13 protein-coding genes and 1 other annotated feature are annotated in these 17,343 nt (G+C 37.8%); of the genes, 10 read left to right on the plus strand and 3 right to left on the minus strand.

The features are described 5' to 3' along the window. The first annotated feature begins 54 nt into the window (after positions 1-54). From OOA_RS09575 to OOA_RS09590, 4 genes are all read left to right on the plus strand, one after another. The gene (locus tag OOA_RS09575; protein ID WP_008911950.1) at positions 55-2,112 is read left to right on the plus strand and encodes a S8 family serine peptidase; all 2,058 of its coding nucleotides are present in this window, start codon (positions 55-57) and stop codon (positions 2,110-2,112) included. A gap of 419 nt (positions 2,113-2,531) precedes the next feature. Beyond that, positions 2,532-3,140 (plus strand): undecaprenyl-diphosphate phosphatase, encoded by a 609-nt coding sequence (ybjG, locus tag OOA_RS09580; protein ID WP_008911951.1) that lies wholly within the window; start codon positions 2,532-2,534, stop codon positions 3,138-3,140. A gap of 983 nt (positions 3,141-4,123) precedes the next feature. Then, positions 4,124-5,440: a serine/threonine transporter gene (locus OOA_RS09585; protein WP_008911952.1), complete on the plus strand. Its 1,317-nt coding sequence runs from the start codon at positions 4,124-4,126 to the stop codon at positions 5,438-5,440. A gap of 123 nt (positions 5,441-5,563) precedes the next feature. Then, complete coding sequence (locus OOA_RS09590; RefSeq protein ID WP_008911953.1) at positions 5,564-6,931, plus strand: L-serine ammonia-lyase; 1,368 nt, start codon at positions 5,564-5,566, stop codon at positions 6,929-6,931. Between the two features lie 374 nt (positions 6,932-7,305). Here the strand turns inward: OOA_RS09590 and OOA_RS09595 are convergent, their stop codons facing one another. Both OOA_RS09595 and OOA_RS09600 read right to left on the minus strand, forming a co-directional pair. Beyond that, entirely contained in the window at positions 7,306-8,757 is a 1,452-nt protein-coding gene (locus OOA_RS09595; RefSeq protein ID WP_008911954.1) for a hypothetical protein, read from the minus strand. Between the two features lie 266 nt (positions 8,758-9,023). Next, entirely contained in the window at positions 9,024-10,229 is a 1,206-nt protein-coding gene (locus OOA_RS09600; protein WP_008911955.1) for a serine hydrolase, read from the minus strand. A gap of 160 nt (positions 10,230-10,389) precedes the next feature. Here OOA_RS09600 and OOA_RS09605 point away from each other — a divergent pair, with 160 nt between their 5' ends. After that, entirely contained in the window at positions 10,390-11,013 is a 624-nt protein-coding gene (locus tag OOA_RS09605; protein WP_008911956.1) for a glutathione S-transferase family protein, read from the plus strand. Here OOA_RS09605 and OOA_RS09610 read toward each other — a convergent pair whose 3' ends face one another. After that, positions 11,014-11,841 carry an SDR family oxidoreductase gene (locus tag OOA_RS09610; RefSeq protein ID WP_008911957.1) on the minus strand — a complete coding sequence of 276 codons (828 nt, stop codon included), beginning with the start codon at positions 11,839-11,841 and terminating at the stop codon, positions 11,014-11,016. A 353-nt stretch (positions 11,842-12,194) separates the two neighbouring features. After that, positions 12,195-12,323 (plus strand) — a sequence feature (His leader region). Positions 12,324-12,364: 41 nt separating this feature from the next. Here OOA_RS09610 and hisG point away from each other — a divergent pair. Genes hisG through hisH form a run of 5 tightly spaced genes read left to right on the plus strand, consistent with a single transcriptional unit; the run spans position 12,365 to position 17,342 of the window. Next, on the plus strand, positions 12,365-13,264 hold the full coding sequence (gene hisG, locus OOA_RS09615) for an ATP phosphoribosyltransferase (protein ID WP_008911958.1): 900 nt from the start codon (positions 12,365-12,367) through the stop codon (positions 13,262-13,264). A gap of 2 nt (positions 13,265-13,266) precedes the next feature. Further along, on the plus strand, positions 13,267-14,586 hold the full coding sequence (hisD, locus tag OOA_RS09620; RefSeq protein ID WP_419177160.1) for a histidinol dehydrogenase: 1,320 nt from the start codon (positions 13,267-13,269) through the stop codon (positions 14,584-14,586). Positions 14,587-14,589: 3 nt separating this feature from the next. Next, positions 14,590-15,660 (plus strand): histidinol-phosphate transaminase, encoded by a 1,071-nt coding sequence (gene hisC / locus OOA_RS09625; RefSeq protein WP_008911960.1) that lies wholly within the window; start codon positions 14,590-14,592, stop codon positions 15,658-15,660. A 21-nt stretch (positions 15,661-15,681) separates the two neighbouring features. Next, entirely contained in the window at positions 15,682-16,749 is a 1,068-nt protein-coding gene (hisB, locus tag OOA_RS09630) for a bifunctional histidinol-phosphatase/imidazoleglycerol-phosphate dehydratase HisB (protein WP_008911961.1), read from the plus strand. Beyond that, positions 16,749-17,342, plus strand: coding sequence for an imidazole glycerol phosphate synthase subunit HisH (gene hisH, locus OOA_RS09635; protein WP_008911962.1), 594 nt, complete (start codon positions 16,749-16,751; stop codon positions 17,340-17,342). Before hisB ends, hisH begins: the two co-directional genes overlap by 1 nt. Position 17,343: the final 1 nt, after the last annotated feature.

Here is a 17,343-nt window from a genome sequence, read left to right on the forward strand (position 1 = left end):
AAAAATAATTTCAACCCTAATTTAATTAGCTCATTAAAAAAGGTAAATATAACCATGGAAATTAACGTATTTAAATTCATTAACAACAATGAAAATGGAATAGTTGTAAATTTTAATAACCCATTAAAAAAAGAGATAAAAATCGATTTAGTTTCAGGAAATAAAACCATTGAATCAATTTTAACAGAAGAAGAAAATCATTTGTTTCAAATAGAAAAAACAGGGATTTATAACATTGAATTATCTTTTAAAGACAACAATGGATTTTTAAAAAAAACCAATTCAAATGAGATTTTATTCACAAAAAAAAATAAAACCCCACGTAATGAAACATATAGAAATTATGTGGATATTTATTCATGTAGCACAGAAAAATCATTAAACTCAAAGATTGACGGAATAGATAAGTACTATTTGGAAATTAAAATAAAAACAAAACATTCTACAAAACTAAATGAAAAAATAAAATCAGATATTAATTTAAAATTAAAGCTAACTCCTTTAAGTTTAAATTCAAACAAAAATAATGAAAAAAACAAATTAAGTGATTATCAATATTTAAAATATGATGGCAATACTAATTTTGAAGATTTAAACTCACTGGCTAGAATGATAGATAAATTAGATTATATAGAATATTGTTGTGTATCTCCAAATACTAATGGATATTCCCCGCTGAACACTCTATTAAACACAAGAAATAACAATCATTATTATATTAATAATTTTGAATATAATGATACCACGCCTGATTTTTCTTTATTACAAACATATTTAAATGAACCTTCTGGAATGAATATTAGAAATGCATGGAATAAAAACATAGATGCTTCAAATGTAGTTGTACGTCATCTAGATTTTGGCATTTATAGAAATCATGAAGATTTAAAAGATTCAAACATAACCGTCATTAATAGCCGCCCTGAAAGTGAGGACTGTAATCATGGAACTGCATCTACAGGTTGTATCGTAGGCTCTAGAAATAACTTTGGGGTCACAGGAATTGCTTATGGATGTAAATATTATTTCTATGATACTGGTGATTTAGATTTAATTGTTAACGATACTCAAGCGGGTGATATTATTAGTTTAGATATTCAGTTTTTAATTGATGATAAACTACTTCCAGTAACCACATCACGCTCATGGTGGGAAAGAATAAAAATACTTATAGATAAAGGTGCTACTGTTATTATAGCCGCAGGTAATGGGGCATTAGATTTAAGTATTCCTGGTGTGATGAACAATTTTGGTGATAATGGAAGTATGTTAATCGGAGCTTGTCATCATGACACTGGTACACGAGTTTCGTTTTCAAACTATAATCAAGAAACATCGCTTCTTAATTCTTGGGGGGATTGGAGTGTAACCACAACAGGATATGGCTCACTCCAGCAATTCCCTGGTAATAACCGTAATTATACAAATACTTTTTCAGGAACATCTAGTGCAACACCATTATGTAGTGGAGCGCTTGCATTGCTTCAAGATTATGCAAAAAGAAATAATGTTATTCTTTCTGCATGGGAAATGAGAAAAATAATTAAGTTATCTAATTACACAGAAGGAGTTAAAGATGGTATAGGATATCGACCTAATGTTGACTATTTATTTAAAAAAATAGATGAGTTAATTTTAAATGAAATCCCTTACACTTGTTCAGAAAATCACATCGATAGCGCTTTAATCATCCCTTTAGTTTTCAATAAAGAAAAAAATTCAAAATTCGAGTTTTCATTTGATTACTCCGATGCCCAAGTCGAACATGTTGGCTTTGTTTGCGTTCATCAAGAACAAGGAGAAAATGAATTAATATGGTATAAACATGACTATTCACTGATTAAAGTTCTTGTTGTTAATATACACGAAGAAAAACAAGTTATATATTTAAGAATGAGTAAGGTTAATGATGATAATTTATTTTCAATGAATTCAGCCTCCATGTATAACTCATCAAATGAAAATAAATTCAAATTAGTATTTGAGTATTTAAAAGAAGATAACCCATACATTGATTCAGGGAGACATGTAGGGACATTACCTTTATATGCTAAATCATGGGAATATAGTAACTATAAATTAAACATTATGGTTAATATTATTATATTATAATATTATAATAAATTCAAAATAATTCGAGTTGCTTATACGTATACAATAAAAATATATCGATAAGTATAGGCAAACTCTATATTTTGGGTAACTGATCGAATGTAGCAACCAACTCATCTAAAAATGATGATTGCATGTACTTAAACTTTTAATAACACATATTGAAAATAATTGCTTTAATCTCGATATCATCACTCGTTGGTTAACCATAGGCTTCCTATTCTTTTGTATACTTCTTCTTCGTATAACAGCGATTACATATCTGAATAACTATTTACACTTGAGCAAATACCAGAGAAACATAAATTTATCTGCTTAATTGATAAATATTAAGACAAAGGTGCTTTACCTATCAGGAAAGAGCCTTTAATCTTTTGCTCCAGAGTCTTCACAATCACTATTTCCCGAGGTACTTTGCTGTGCTGGAACAACTTAATCTTGATCTTTTCAATCTCATCAACGCGACCCCAGAGTCTGCAAGTGGCACTATCGCAATAGCCACTGTGATAGCTAAGCGCTTAATATTACTTTTTCCCTTATTTACTGCCGCATGCTGGTTTTGGGGAGCAAAACCGGATATGACTCGTCAGAGAGCGTTTGTTTGTAAAACAGCTTTTGCATTAGTCATTGGTTTAGCTATTTCATGGCTAATTGGTATAGTCGCCCCGCATGATCGCCCTTTCATTGTAGGAATTGGCACCAATTTCCTCGACCATAACCCTACCTCATCTTTTCCAAGTAACCACGGCACTATTGTCTTTACCTTTGTATTTGCATTCTTGTTCTGGTTAAGAACTTGGGTTGGTTTATTGATGCTAGTTCCTGCAATTATGATTGCTTGGTCACGTATCTATCTTGGTGTTCACTGGCCATTAGATATGGTTGGTGCTTTTATTTTAGGTATTATCGCCTGCGGCTTAGCTCAAATCGCTTGGGCCATTGTTGGTCATAAAATCCAAGCACCTTTAACTCACCTTTACCACCGCGTTTTTGCTGTTTTAATTCGTAAAGGTTGGCTCCAAGCCTAACATATTCTAAATAACTTAGATTAAGGGCTGCTATCGATAAAAATAACTTGTGAGTTATCGGTAATTCTGTGCCTAAAGTAGAAAACTTTGCAATCATATTTATCTGATAGCAACATAATATAGGTTAGAAATAGCTCAAACCATCAGTACTGGCGTTATTTTCGCCAGTACTCTACTCATTTAAATTTGAGTTGAATCAATATTTCGTTTTATTTTTTATTCCTTGAATCCCAAAACATCCAAATGAAACACAGATTAATGCAACAAATTATTAACAAATATTTTGTTACGTTTATTCATTATTTTTCGCGACGAAAAATAACTAATTCATTTTCTACTTAGCAGCCTCATAATTTATTAATGTATTGAAAATATAGTAATACTACAAGTCATTATTAGTTGCATGCGAAACTACTTAGTGCGCATTATTTATTTCATTAAATATCATATGGATACAATGAAAACCTCAAGATCAAATGATATTATCTCAATTGTTTTTTTTCTAAAATTAGATTAAATTAATAATATGAAATTAAAATCAAATAAATTATTAATATAATAATAAATTTCTATCTCAATATAAATTTATTCATAACCATATGGAGTTAATTATTCTCTTACACTTCCAGCACTCTCATTTTAATTAACCTTAAGCTAAATATATTAACATTTTTATAAAAATCGACAAATATCAATAATTAGGACATTTTTCGCTTTTGGGAGTATGATCACAGTGATTTCCACTGGAAATCTGTACATTTGCACCCTCAAAATCGGGTTATCTAATTTAGATGTAATAAAACTGATTGAAAATAATTTTACTTTAAATTCTATTTTTATTTCCAATCAGATTGTTACGTAGAAACAAAAAACTGCACTTTATATTTGGCGATAATTTGTTCGTACCAAAAGATTAAAAACATGTATGCGGTTTATTTCTCATACAGAATGCTTATTTTTTGACTTTTATTTCGGAGACTATTATGGATACAACAAAAGTTGATTCCATCAGTAAAACAGCCTCACAAACTACAGATTCTCGCACTTGGCGTAAAACTGACACAGTATGGATGCTTGGTTTATATGGTACAGCTATCGGTGCTGGTGTTTTATTTTTACCGATAAATGCGGGATTAAGTGGATTAGTTCCTGTTCTACTGATGTTGGTACTAGCCTTCCCAATGACATTCTTTGCTCACCGTGGGTTAACCCGGTTTGTATTATCTGGCTCAAAGCCTGATGGTGATATTACTGAAGTAGTTGAAGAGCACTTTGGTCGCACCGCTGGTAACTGGATCACACTGCTCTATTTCTTTGCCATCTATCCAATTCTGCTAGTTTATGGTGTCTCTATCACCAATAATGTGAATAAATTTCTGACTGAATTGATGGGCTTTGCTGCACCACCACGCTGGTTACTGGCATTAATTCTTGTTGGTGGGATCATGGCAATTGTCTCATTTGGCGAAAAATATATTGTCAAAGTCATGAGCATGCTGGTATTCCCATTCATTGCCGTTCTGGTTGCGTTTTCTTTATATATGATCCCATATTGGAATGGAGCTGTACTAGATACATTAACCCTAGACGGTATTGCTGAAGCAGCGAAATATTCTGGCGGACAAAGTATTTGGGTAACTATCTGGTTAACCATCCCAGTCATGGTGTTTGCTTTTAACCATTCACCAATCATCTCTGCATTCTCTGTTGCTAAACGTGAAGAATATGGCGATCAAGCTGAGAAAAAATGTTCACGCATCTTAGCATCTGCACACATTTTAATGGTGCTAACAGTAATGTTCTTTGTGATTAGCTGTGTTTTTACACTTTCATCAGCTGACCTTGCTCAAGCCAAACATGACAATATCAGTATTCTTGACTATCTTTCAGGATACTTTGATCAGCCTTTCATCAAGTTTGCTGCAGCAATTATCGCTTTTGTTGCTATAATTAAATCATTCCTTGGTCATTACTTAGGCGCTCGTGAAGGTTTCAATGGCTTGGTAGAACGAGCTTACCGTTCAAAAGGTAAAACCATTGATGTCCGTAAATTAAATCGTGGTACTGCAATTTTCATGTTAGTCACTACTTGGTTGGTTGCTACACTGAACCCAAGCGTGTTAGATATCATTGAAAGCCTTGGTGGCCCAGTTATCGCTATCATTCTGTTCTTGATGCCGGTTTATGCTATTAGCAAAGTGCCTGCAATGCGTAAATACGCTCATAAATTAAGCAATGGATTTGTCGTTATTATGGGCCTAGTCGCTATCTCTGCGGCAGTCTATAAGCTTTTCTTTTAATTAAATTTTATCGGGGTAGTGCTCCACTCCGGCGGACACTCCCCTCCCTCACTAAGATGCCGGAGCACACGGCATAACACGCCTATAAAATTAAAGACCTACCTAATATAGGAAGCGCTGAATATGATTAGCGTATTTGATATCTTCAAAATTGGTATCGGCCCCTCTAGCTCCCACACCGTTGGCCCGATGAAAGCGGGTAAGCAATTTGTTGAAGATTTAATTCAACAGAATTTACTCTTATCAACCACACGAATCACTGTTGATGTTTATGGTTCTTTATCACTAACAGGTAAAGGACATGCGACTGACATTGCCATTATTATGGGCCTTGCAGGTAATTTGCCTGACATTGTCGACATTGATGCAATTCCTGCTTTTATTCGTCATGTTGAACAAAGTGGTAAATTATTACTTGCCGATGGTCAACATGAAGTTGATTTCCCTATTAAAGGTGGAATGAACTTTCATTCAACTAATTTGCCTTTACACGAAAATGGCATGACCATTACTGCATTTAATTCAGATGAAATTATCTACATAAAAACGTATTACTCAATTGGTGGTGGGTTTATTGTCGATGAAGAACATTTTGGTCAATCAAATGATCAATCCGTGCAAGTTCCTTATCCATATCAATATGCCGCTGATCTACAAAGACACTGTAAAGAAACTGGTTTATCTCTTTCTGCTTTAGTGATGCAAAATGAACTTGCCTTACACAGCAAACACGAAATCCATCAATATTTATCTAATGTATGGAATGTGATGAAAGCGGGTATTGAACGCGGTGTCACAACTGAAGGCTTATTACCAGGACCATTGCGTGTTCCTCGCCGTGCCGCAGCTTTACGCCGCCAGCTCGTTACTAGTGATAACACCAACACTGACCCAATGGTCGTGATTGACTGGATCAATATGTACGCATTGGCCGTAAATGAAGAAAATGCAGCCGGTGGCCGTGTTGTCACTGCACCGACTAATGGTGCTTGCGGTATTGTACCAGCAGTTTTGGCCTACTATGACAAGTTCATTCGCCCTGTTAATGAAAACTCTTATACCCGCTATTTTATGGTGTCGGGTGTGATAGGAACACTATATAAGATGAATGCTTCTATCTCAGGTGCAGAAGTTGGCTGCCAAGGTGAAGTCGGTGTTGCATGTTCTATGGCTGCTGCTGGTCTTGCAGAGTTGATGGGTGGTAGCCCTGAACAGGTCTGTATTGCGGCTGAAATTGCCATGGAACATAATCTTGGTTTAACCTGTGACCCCGTAGGTGGGCAAGTTCAGGTGCCTTGTATTGAACGTAATGCTATCGCTGCTGTGAAAGCTGTCAATGCTGCTCGAATGGCATTGCGTCGCGTCAGTGATCCTCGTGTGTGCCTCGATAAAGTTATCGAAACAATGTACGAAACAGGTAAAGATATTAATTCAAAATACCGAGAGACTTCGCAAGGTGGCTTAGCGATTAAGCTTGCGCACTGCGATTAATTTATCTTCTTTTACCATGTCTTGATCGAGTAGGAGACGGGATCACTCCCGTCGTCCTCTCACACCACCGTACGTACGGTTCCGGTTCCGTATAAGTATTGGGCGTTGACGATAATGGCCGCCTTACCCCACTGTGCCGCCTAAACCGCTTCCTGTTCGTCAGACCTGCATTTTACTTTCAGCTTCCTTCAGATTTCACCTCGCGATGAACACCCTTGTCGTTCAGCTAACACTTCCCCTTATCAGACGTGTAGAGGACTTTCACCTCCGAGTCATCTGTTAACCACCACAGTCAACAGACAGCACCAATCAAGGCGCATCATCAATAAAGAGGCCTACAAAATATAGGCCTCTATTTATCTAATAATGAATGATTAACAAACTACTTGAGTCGAGTTATTTTGGGCAAACACGACAACACTTTTCGTATTTTTTTCCACCGAACCAATAACATCACTGACAACACCTTCAGCTTTACTCACCATTCCGCTCATTGATTCAACTAAATTACTTGCGACGATATCAGCAGCATGCCCTTTATCAATATTAATTTCAGTATTCATAATAATTGATTGACTATTACTATCTCCTGCTTTTATCAAGCCTGAGTTAGTGCCTGTATTTTGAACGTTTCCACCATTAACTGTTGAGGAGTTCGAAGATATTGCAGATGTTGAAGATTGAGAGTCATCAATCGAAGTGATTGTTTCTACTGTTGTCGCCGTTATTGTGGTACCGACTGTAGCAGTTGCAGAATCAGAGAGTTTATCTTTACCTTCCTTAGCTAAGGTAGTGATCTGATCCATAACTTCTTTCAATTGTAATCTTAGTTCATCTTGTTTTTGATTATATTCAACTTCAATTGTCAAAATTTGGCTATTGAGTTTAGAAATTGTTTTTTCTCTTCTATCAATTAAATTTTGATTGTTAACTAAATCAGCTTCTTTACTTTTCAATTCACTTTGTAATGTTGATATTTTTTTATTTAGTTCATCCTTATTTACACTATCCCCTTCAATTTTCTTTTGATAATCGGATAATTGCTTATTTTTTTGCTCGATAGTTTCTTTTAATTTTTCAATACGACTGAACGCATTTTCTTTTTTAATTTCAACTTCGGACAAACGAGTCATAAGTTCATTTTTTTGATTAATGACTTTTTCTAAATCTGCTTTTATAACGTTAACTATAGTATCTTTTTCTAATGATTCAGTAGTGATTTTTTCAATTTCATTAAGATTGTTTTTTATATTATCATTCAACCTATTAATTTCATCATTTTTTTCTTTTAATAATTTACCTAATTGTTGTTGTTCGGCATGTGATATTTCGTGTCCTTCTATTTGACCAATTTCAATTTGGCTTTTTATTTTTGCATAATCTTCTTGCATTTCTTTTAATTGAATTTGAAAGCCTTCATAGCTTTCAACGCATCGCTGTATTTCCCTAATTGCATCACCGCCCTTAATAAAAGAATCTGATTTATTAACAGAACCTAAATTATTATCAACAGAACCACCTAAAAGGGTATTTTTGTTTATACCATCGTTAATACCATCTCCGCCACCAATACCACCATTATTAGCACCATGGTTTATAACGGATCCACCTGCTACGGTATCTTCATTCAAGTTATTATTTATTGCTTTACCACCTTGAGTAATACCATTACCTAATCCACCATCATAAGCCAAACCACCTTCAATAACACCTCGATTATGCCCACGATTAATTGCATTCCCGCCTAATACCTTATTTTCACCAATGCCTTGGGTTGTTGTTTTTGCTGCTAATTCTGCTTTTTTTTCTTCTAAAGTCATAGCCATAAATATCATTCTCCATATTAAATACACAAATTAAATCCGTTTATTAACTCAACATCATATATCAATTAAATGAACATCATTTCAACAAATGATTATTTAGAAATGATTAAACACCAAATGATATATTTAATTATTAAAGTAAAATGAAAATATTGCAATTGAAGTTTATCTGTAAAATATAATGTATTTTTAAGAGTATTTTTATATTATTAAAAAAAGGCGCTTCTTATGCGCCTTTTTTAATAATATTAGATATCTATTTTTTATTAACCAAAAATAGCACTCCACCAGCCACTTACCATTTTAGCAATATAATCCCAAATACGACCAAAAAAGCCTGCTTCTGCGACTTCATCTTTCACAACAAGTGGACGTTGCTCAACAACCTCATCATTTAAAATAAAGTTTACAGTACCAACCACTTGATTTTTTGCTAATGGGGCTTCAAGCGAAGGATTGGTCAGTTCATAGCTGACTTTTAAGTTCTGTAGTTGACCTTTCGGTATGGTCACCGCTGCATCCTTTTCAACGCCTAGTGCCACCTCAGATTTATCACCAAACCACACCCTTTGTGTTTGCAAAGTTTGATCTGCTTTGATTGGCGTGATCGTTTCAAAGAAACGAAATCCCCAAGTTAATAACTTTTCACTTTCAGAAAAACGTACTCGGTCACTTGGGGCACCTAAAACAACAGAAATTAAGCGCATTGGGCCATCAGTCGCAGAGGCGACTAAATTATGGCCTGCCCCACTGGTATGTCCTGTTTTTACGCCATCTACTTTCAGGTTTTCATTCCACAATAGACGATTACGGTTAGGCTGACGAATTTTATTAAAGGTAAACTCTTTTTCTTTATGTAAGATGTATTCATCAGGAACATCGTGGATCATTGCTTGTGTCAAAATAGCCATATCACGCGCGGTGCTATATTGACCATCAGAGTCTAAACCATGCACAGTTTTAAAATGGGTATTTTTCAAACCAATTTGTTGAACATATTGATTCATCAAACTAACGAAAGAATCTTGGCTTCCTGCGACATAATCAGCCAGTGCAATACTGGCATCATTACCAGATTGAATCACAATCCCTTTATTTAAATCTAAAACTGAAACACGATCTTTCGGCTTTAAAAACATCAAGGATGAGCCTTTTAGCACAGGGTTGCCTGTTGCCCATGCATCAACACCAACAGTAACCATATCCTGAGGCGTAATTTTACCTGCTTTAATCGCTTGCCCAATCACATAACTCGTCATAATTTTGGTTAGGCTTGCCGGATCTAAACGCTCGTCAGGATTGCTAGACGCTAAAATTTTGCCACTATCATAATCCATCAGGACGAAGGCTTTTGCGTCAATTTGTGGAGCAACCGGTGTCTCTGCTGCGTAAACGCAACTACTCACAGCCACTAAAAGGCCCAATCCAGTTCCAAGATATCGAGCCTTTAAAGTTAAAATTTTTCTATTCATCGGTTACTCCTTTACAAATACTCAAACGGTTAATTCATTATTAATATAGGACTTTTTACCCTAAGAGACTATCAACAACAAATAAAGATTGTTCCTATCATACAATTTCATCTATCTTTATCTCGCTAAATAACTCAAAAATGAAATTATGAGGAAAATTATGTTAACTGTATGGGGTCGTACAAATTCGTCAAATGTCAAAAAAGTCCTTTGGTGCCTTGAAGAGCTGAACGTGGCATATGCGCAAAAAGATGTTGGTGGCCCTTTTGGTGGGCTTGATACACCTGAATACAAGAAAATGAATCCAAACAGCACAATCCCAACTTTACAGGATGATCACTTTACCCTGTGGGAATCGAATACCATTTTACGTTACCTTACGGAAAAGTTTGATCATTCTCACTTATTATTGTCTCAAGATATCCAAGAAAGAGCCGCTGCCGATAAGTGGATAGACTGGGGAGGCAGCAGTTTATTCGATAATATCAAACAAATGATGAATAAAATTGTGCGTGTTCCTGTTAACGAACGTGATCCTGAGGTTGTTCGTACAATATATCAAAATATTGAGAAACTACTTAAAATCGCAGATGACGCGCTTGCAGCACAAGCTTATTTTAGCGGTCAAAAATTTGGTATTGCTGACATTGCTATTGCACCACTGTTCTATCCTTGGCGCGAAATCGCTACCGAACGCCCTGCATTTCACAATTTAGAGCGTTGGTATGAACAACTTAAAACACGTCCTGCATTTCAAAAGATTGTCATGATCCCACTTAAATAATTATAGGCTCATTGGCATATCTATTGGGTTTGGATATTGATATTCAAACCCAAGCTCTTCACAAATACAATTTCCATTCACTTCTTTTCCCGCAACCCCTTCGCCTTCTTTTGCAAATTCAGGCAACTCAAGATTTAATGATTGTGTCGCTTGGCGATAAAAATTGGCTCGCGTTGGATGTTCTGGTGCACAAAGATTATAAACATGACCACCTTGAGGCTGTTTAAGCAATAGCCTGATCGCCTCAATGACATCATCTTGATGGACAATGTTTACTGGCTGAGTAGCCCCTTTCAGTGATTTTTTTCCTGCAAGAAAACGCCCAGCATGGCGATTATTACCCACTAATCCAGCTAATCGTAAAATATCGACAGAAATATTCGGCAAATCATGTAACCAATTTTCAACCTTGATTAATGCCTGCGCAGAAGCGGTTTCTGCCTGTAAATCACTATTTTCATCAATTTCACCACTTGCACTACCATAAACCGATGTTGATGAAGTGAAGATCACTCGTGGAACATGAAATACTAATGCGGTATCAACCAGCTGCTGAACAGCATCAATATAATCAGCAACATTAATCTTTGAAGGTGGCAGTAAAACGATTAAAGCATCAGTGCCATCTAGTAATTGCTGCAAATCATCAGCATCGCATATTAACTCAGGGGTAAGTTGTAAAGAGTAACAATCAATTCCCATAGCGCGAGCAGCCGCAATGCCATCTGGTGTCGTTTTAGTTCCTGTTACTTCGATATCATCAGACAACAATGCTCTGGCTAATGGTAAACCTAGCCAACCTAATCCAACAATCGCAACTTTTTTCATTTCTCATCTCTTCATGTCAAGCAACAGCCTTAATTGCTCATTAGGTTAACTGAAAATAGTTTGATTTCCGAGCATATTAGGTTCTGTTGAGTATGTTTTACCTTAATTTAATACTCTCCACTCAATAGTGGCACAAAATAATTTGAGTTAACTGAGTGGTTTTCACCTTTTAAACCGTGTTCTAAACAATGTTAAGATGATCAGGGTATATAATTATTATCGCTTATTTAAAAAAAGAGTTGCATTATGGGGGCGAAATCGGATAGTTTGTTGAGTAATGAATGTTTAAGCAACTTATAGCATCACTAAATAACTAAAACGGAAACTACTATGACTCGTATTTCACGCAACCATCATCATCACCATCATCCTGATTAGTCTTTTGGGCGATGTGTGCTGGAAGACGATCAACGACTCTTCCGGTGGCAGAAATGCGAAATAGAGAAAACCCTCGGAAGATTATCTTCCGAGGGTTTTTTTATGATTAATCAAAAAGATATAACCGAATAGACAGGGTAAACATATGTTAGACAAATCACGTTTAAGAATTGCAATTCAAAAATCTGGTCGACTGAGCGATGAATCAAGAGAACTGCTAGCGCGTTGCGGAATTAAAATCAATTTACAACAACAGCGACTGATTGCTTATGCAGAAAATATGCCTATTGATTTACTTCGTGTACGTGATGACGATATCCCAGGACTCGTAATGGATGGCGTTGTTGACTTAGGAATTATTGGTGAAAACGTGCTTGAAGAAGAGTTATTAAACCGTCAAGCACAAGGCGACAATGCATCCTATAAAACATTACGTCGCCTTGACTTTGGCGGCTGTCGTCTTTCTCTCGCGGCCCCTCTTGACTTTAACTATACAGGCGCAGAGTGCTTAAATGGTTCTCGTATTGCCACCTCCTATCCACACCTGCTAAAGCGTTACTTCGATGAGAAAGGTATTCAATTCAAATCTTGCTTGTTAAACGGTTCAGTTGAAGTTGCCCCGCGTGCAGGTCTTGCCGATGCCATTTGTGACCTTGTTTCAACAGGTGCAACACTAGAAGCTAACGGGCTGAAAGAAGTTGAAGTTATCTATCGCTCAAAAGCCTGTTTAATTCAACGTGATGGTGAAATGTCTGCTGATAAGCAACAGCTTATCGACCGCATGATGACGCGTATTCAAGGTGTTATCCAAGCACGTGAATCCAAATACATCATGCTGCACGCACCAAGCGAATGCTTAGAAGAGATTATCGCTCTACTTCCGGGCGCCGAAAGACCAACACTTCTACCATTAGCGGGTGACCAAAACCGCGTTGCAATGCACATGGTCAGTAGTGAAACCCTGTTCTGGGAAACAATGGAAAAACTCAAAGCATTGGGTGCAAGTTCCATTTTAGTTCTACCAATTGAAAAAATGATGGAGTAAGCATGATGGAAATGGGATTTAACCAACCTATTCGCTGGTCAACATGCAGTGCTGCTGAACAAAACGCGTTACTAACACGCCCTGCTATCGCAGCATCTGCGAGCATCGGTGTTACCGTAAGGCAAATTATTGAGCAAGTACAAACACAAGGTGACAGTGCGCTGATTGAGTTTAGTCAACGCTTTGACAAAACGACCATTTCCACCATCCGTATCGCTCAAGACGCTGTTGAACAAGCTGAATCACGTCTTGGTGATGATATTAAGACTGCAATGAATACGGCAATTGGCAATATTCGCCGTTTTCATGAAGCACAAAAACCAACAGTGATTAGCGTTGAGACTCAGCCAGGTGTAGTTTGTCAGCAAGTGACTCGCCCGATTGATGCTGTCGGTTTATATATACCAGGCGGTTCTGCGCCATTACTATCAACCGTGATGATGCTAGGAACTCCTGCCAATATCGCAGGCTGCCGTAAAATTATTTTGTGTTCACCACCACCAATCGCAGATGAAATTTTATATGCGGCAAAATTGTGCGGTATTAGTGAAATATTCCAAGTAGGCGGTGCACAAGCAATTGCAGCAATGGCATTTGGTACTGAAAGCATTCCTGCTGTAGATAAGATTTTTGGGCCGGGTAATGCATATGTAACAGAAGCTAAGCGCCAAGTAAGCCAAAGTCATGAAGGTGCTGCAATTGACATGCCTGCGGGTCCATCTGAAGTTTTGGTTATTGCCGACAGCTTAGCTAACCCCGCATTTACGGCTGCTGATTTACTTTCTCAGGCTGAGCATGGCCCTGATTCGCAAGTTATTTTACTGACTGATAATCAAGATTTTGCTCAGCGTGTTATCAACGAGACGGAAAAACAACTTGCTGAACTTTCTCGTGCAGATATTGCCAGAGAGGCGCTTAACTCAAGTCGAGTGATTATTGCTGACTCTATTGACCAATGCGTTGAAATCAGTAATCGCTATGGCCCTGAGCATTTGATCTTGCAAACACGTAATGCAGATGATCTCGTGGATAGGATCATCAGTGCTGGCTCTATTTTCGTGGGGGATTGGTCACCTGAATCTGCTGGCGATTATGCATCAGGCACTAACCATGTATTACCGACTTATGGTTATACCTCAACCTATTCAAGTCTTGGCCTTGCCGATTTCATGAAACGAATGACCGTTCAAAAGCTTTCAGCGCAAGGGTTATTAGGACTCGCGACTACCATTGAAACATTAGCGCAAGCAGAAAGGCTTACTGCTCATAAAAATGCCGTTACATTACGAGTTAACGAACTAAGAAAACAAAATCAGGAGTAAGCCATGAGCAAAACTTTTAATGCTGCTAGCCTTGCGCGTAAAAATGTCAAAGAGATGACGCCATATATGTCAGCTCGCCGTTTAGGTGGAAATGGGGATGTTTGGTTGAATGCCAATGAATATCCTATTGCACCTGAATATCAGTTCAATGAGCATAACCTAAACCGCTATCCTGAATGCCAACCAAAAGATGTTATTCTTAATTATGCTGCCTATGCAGGTGTTGCGCCTGAACAAGTTTTGGTGTGCCGCGGTGCTGACGAATCTATCGAACTATTAATTCGTGCATTTTGCGAACCCGGTAAAGATGCCGTTATGTTCTGCCCACCTACTTACGGTATGTATAGTGTGAGCGCTGAAGCTTTTGGCGTTGAGCAGAAAAAAATTGCAGCACTGTCTGACTGGTCTCTCAACATCGAGTCCATTCGTGAAAACTTATCCAATACCAAACTGATCTATATTTGTAGCCCAAATAATCCAACGGGCAATATTATTGATAATAAAGATCTTGTTGAAGTATTAGAAATGGCGGCAGGCCTTGCACTCGTTGTGATTGACGAAGCTTATATAGAATTTTGCCCACAATACAGCGTTGCAAGTTGGTTAGTTAATTACCCACATCTTGTCATATTAAGAACGTTATCTAAAGCATTTGCATTGGCAGGCCTACGTTGTGGCTTTGCTTTAGCTTCTGCTGAAATTATTGAAGTATTGCTGAAAGTCATTGCACCTTACCCATTATCTACACCCGTGGCTATGATTGCCGCTAAAGCGTTGGATATGGATGGGATTGCGACAATGAAACATCGTGTTGCTACCATTACGGAAAGCCGTATTGCGCTGTTTGAAGCTTTAAATGAATTATCTGTTGTCGAAAAAGTGTATCCAAGTGAGACTAACTACATTTTAGTTCGCTTTACTGATGGCAATAAAGTCTTTAAAGCGTTGTGGGATCAAGGCATTATTTTACGTGATCAAAGTAAGCAACCGGGACTGACTAATTGCCTGCGGATCACGATTGGAACTGAAATCGAGAACGTCCGTGTTATTGAAGCTATCGAAGCACTTTGCTAACCCTGAAAATAGGAAATACTCATGAGCCAAAAAATACTTTTTATTGACCGTGATGGTACATTAATTACTGAGCCGCCAACTGATTTTCAGGTCGATAGCCTCAACAAATTAGCCTTTGAAAAAGCCGTTATTCCAAGTTTACTGGCATTACAAAAAGCAAATTATCGTTTAGTGATGGTAACTAACCAAGATGGCTTAGGGACTGACAGCTTCCCGACCGCTGACTTCGAGCCACCTCATAACTTAATGATGCAAATATTTGAATCACAAGGCATCAATTTTGATGAAGTATTAATCTGCCCTCATAAACCCGCTGATAACTGCACTTGCCGTAAGCCTAAATTAGGATTGGTTGAAAACTATCTCACAGAAGGCAAGTTGGATCTCGCCAACAGCTATGTGATTGGTGACCGTGAAACTGACCTACAACTAGCTGAAAATATGGGTATTCAAGGCTTACGTTATTGTCCTGAGTCGTTCGATTGGGTTGCTATTACGGATAAACTCACCAAGCGTGACCGCCACGCACTGGTTGAGCGAGTCACCAAAGAAACCCATATCCAAGTGGAAGTTTGGCTAGATCGTGAAGGTGGTAGTGTAATCAATACTGGCGTTGGCTTCTTTGATCATATGCTTGATCAAATCGCAACCCACGGTGGCTTCCGTTTAAATGTCGACGTTAAAGGCGATTTATTTATTGACGATCATCACTCAGTTGAAGATACAGGGTTAGCACTTGGGGAAGCATTGAGAATAGCGCTAGGTGATAAACGTGGTATTGCACGCTTTGGATTTGTGCTTCCTATGGATGAATGCCAAGCTCGCTGTGCATTAGATATTTCAGGTCGCCCACACCTTGAATATAAAGCAGAATTTAAATATCAGCGCGTTGGCGATTTGAGCACTGAAATGATTGAACACTTTTTCAGCTCACTCTCTTATGCAATGGGCTGCACACTACACCTCAAAACTAAGGGTAAAAACGATCACCACAAAGCGGAAAGCTTATTCAAAGTCTTTGGCCGTACACTGCGCCAAGCTATCCGTGTCGAAGGGGATACTCTACCTAGCTCAAAAGGGGTTCTCTAATGAACGTTATCATCCTTGATACGGGTTGTGCCAATTTAGCATCAGTAGCTTATGCCGTGAAACGCTTAGGCTATAATCCGCAAATCAGCCGTGATACCAATACTATTTTGCAAGCAGATAAAGTTTTTCTGCCGGGTGTCGGTACTGCTAGCGCGGCCATGGAAAAGCTTCACGAACGTGAACTGGTGCCTTTAATCAAGGCGTTAACTCAACCCGTTTTAGGCATTTGCTTAGGAATGCAATTAATGGGAAGTGTTAGCGAAGAAGGGGAAACCCCGATCACTTTACTTAATCTCATTGATAGCCCCATTGAAAAAATGAATGCCAATGGCTTACCTGTCCCGCACAGCGGCTGGAATCAAGTACAAGCCTTAGCGGGTCACCCTTTATTTAGAGGCATTAGCGATGATGCTTATTTCTATTTTGTGCACAGCTACGCAATGCCAATTTCAGCCAATACCATTGCACACACACAATATGGAAATCAGTTTAGCAGCGCGGTGAGCAAAGATAATTTTTATGGCGTTCAGTTCCACCCTGAACGTTCGGGTGCAGCTGGATCTCGCCTGATCCAAAACTTTTTGGAGATGTAAT

Source organism: Providencia burhodogranariea DSM 19968 (assembly GCF_000314855.2).
Taxonomy (GTDB): domain Bacteria; phylum Pseudomonadota; class Gammaproteobacteria; order Enterobacterales; family Enterobacteriaceae; genus Providencia; species Providencia burhodogranariea.

Excerpts from the sequence above, each read along its gene's own strand:
- hisB (WP_008911961.1), top strand. The coding sequence starts at position 15,682 with ATGAGCCAAAAAATACTTTTTATTGACCGTGATGGTACATTAATTACT.
- OOA_RS09595 (WP_008911954.1), bottom strand. The coding sequence starts at position 8,757 with ATGGCTATGACTTTAGAAGAAAAAAAAGCAGAATTAGCAGCAAAAACA.
- hisH (WP_008911962.1), top strand. The coding sequence starts at position 16,749 with ATGAACGTTATCATCCTTGATACGGGTTGTGCCAATTTAGCATCAGTA.
- OOA_RS09610 (WP_008911957.1), bottom strand. The coding sequence starts at position 11,841 with ATGAAAAAAGTTGCGATTGTTGGATTAGGTTGGCTAGGTTTACCATTA.
- OOA_RS09585 (WP_008911952.1), top strand. The coding sequence starts at position 4,124 with ATGGATACAACAAAAGTTGATTCCATCAGTAAAACAGCCTCACAAACT.
- OOA_RS09605 (WP_008911956.1), top strand. The coding sequence starts at position 10,390 with ATGTTAACTGTATGGGGTCGTACAAATTCGTCAAATGTCAAAAAAGTC.
- OOA_RS09575 (WP_008911950.1), top strand. The coding sequence starts at position 55 with ATGGAAATTAACGTATTTAAATTCATTAACAACAATGAAAATGGAATA.
- hisD (WP_419177160.1), top strand. The coding sequence starts at position 13,267 with ATGATGGAAATGGGATTTAACCAACCTATTCGCTGGTCAACATGCAGT.
- OOA_RS09590 (WP_008911953.1), top strand. The coding sequence starts at position 5,564 with ATGATTAGCGTATTTGATATCTTCAAAATTGGTATCGGCCCCTCTAGC.
- OOA_RS09600 (WP_008911955.1), bottom strand. The coding sequence starts at position 10,229 with ATGAATAGAAAAATTTTAACTTTAAAGGCTCGATATCTTGGAACTGGA.
- hisG (WP_008911958.1), top strand. The coding sequence starts at position 12,365 with ATGTTAGACAAATCACGTTTAAGAATTGCAATTCAAAAATCTGGTCGA.
- hisC (WP_008911960.1), top strand. The coding sequence starts at position 14,590 with ATGAGCAAAACTTTTAATGCTGCTAGCCTTGCGCGTAAAAATGTCAAA.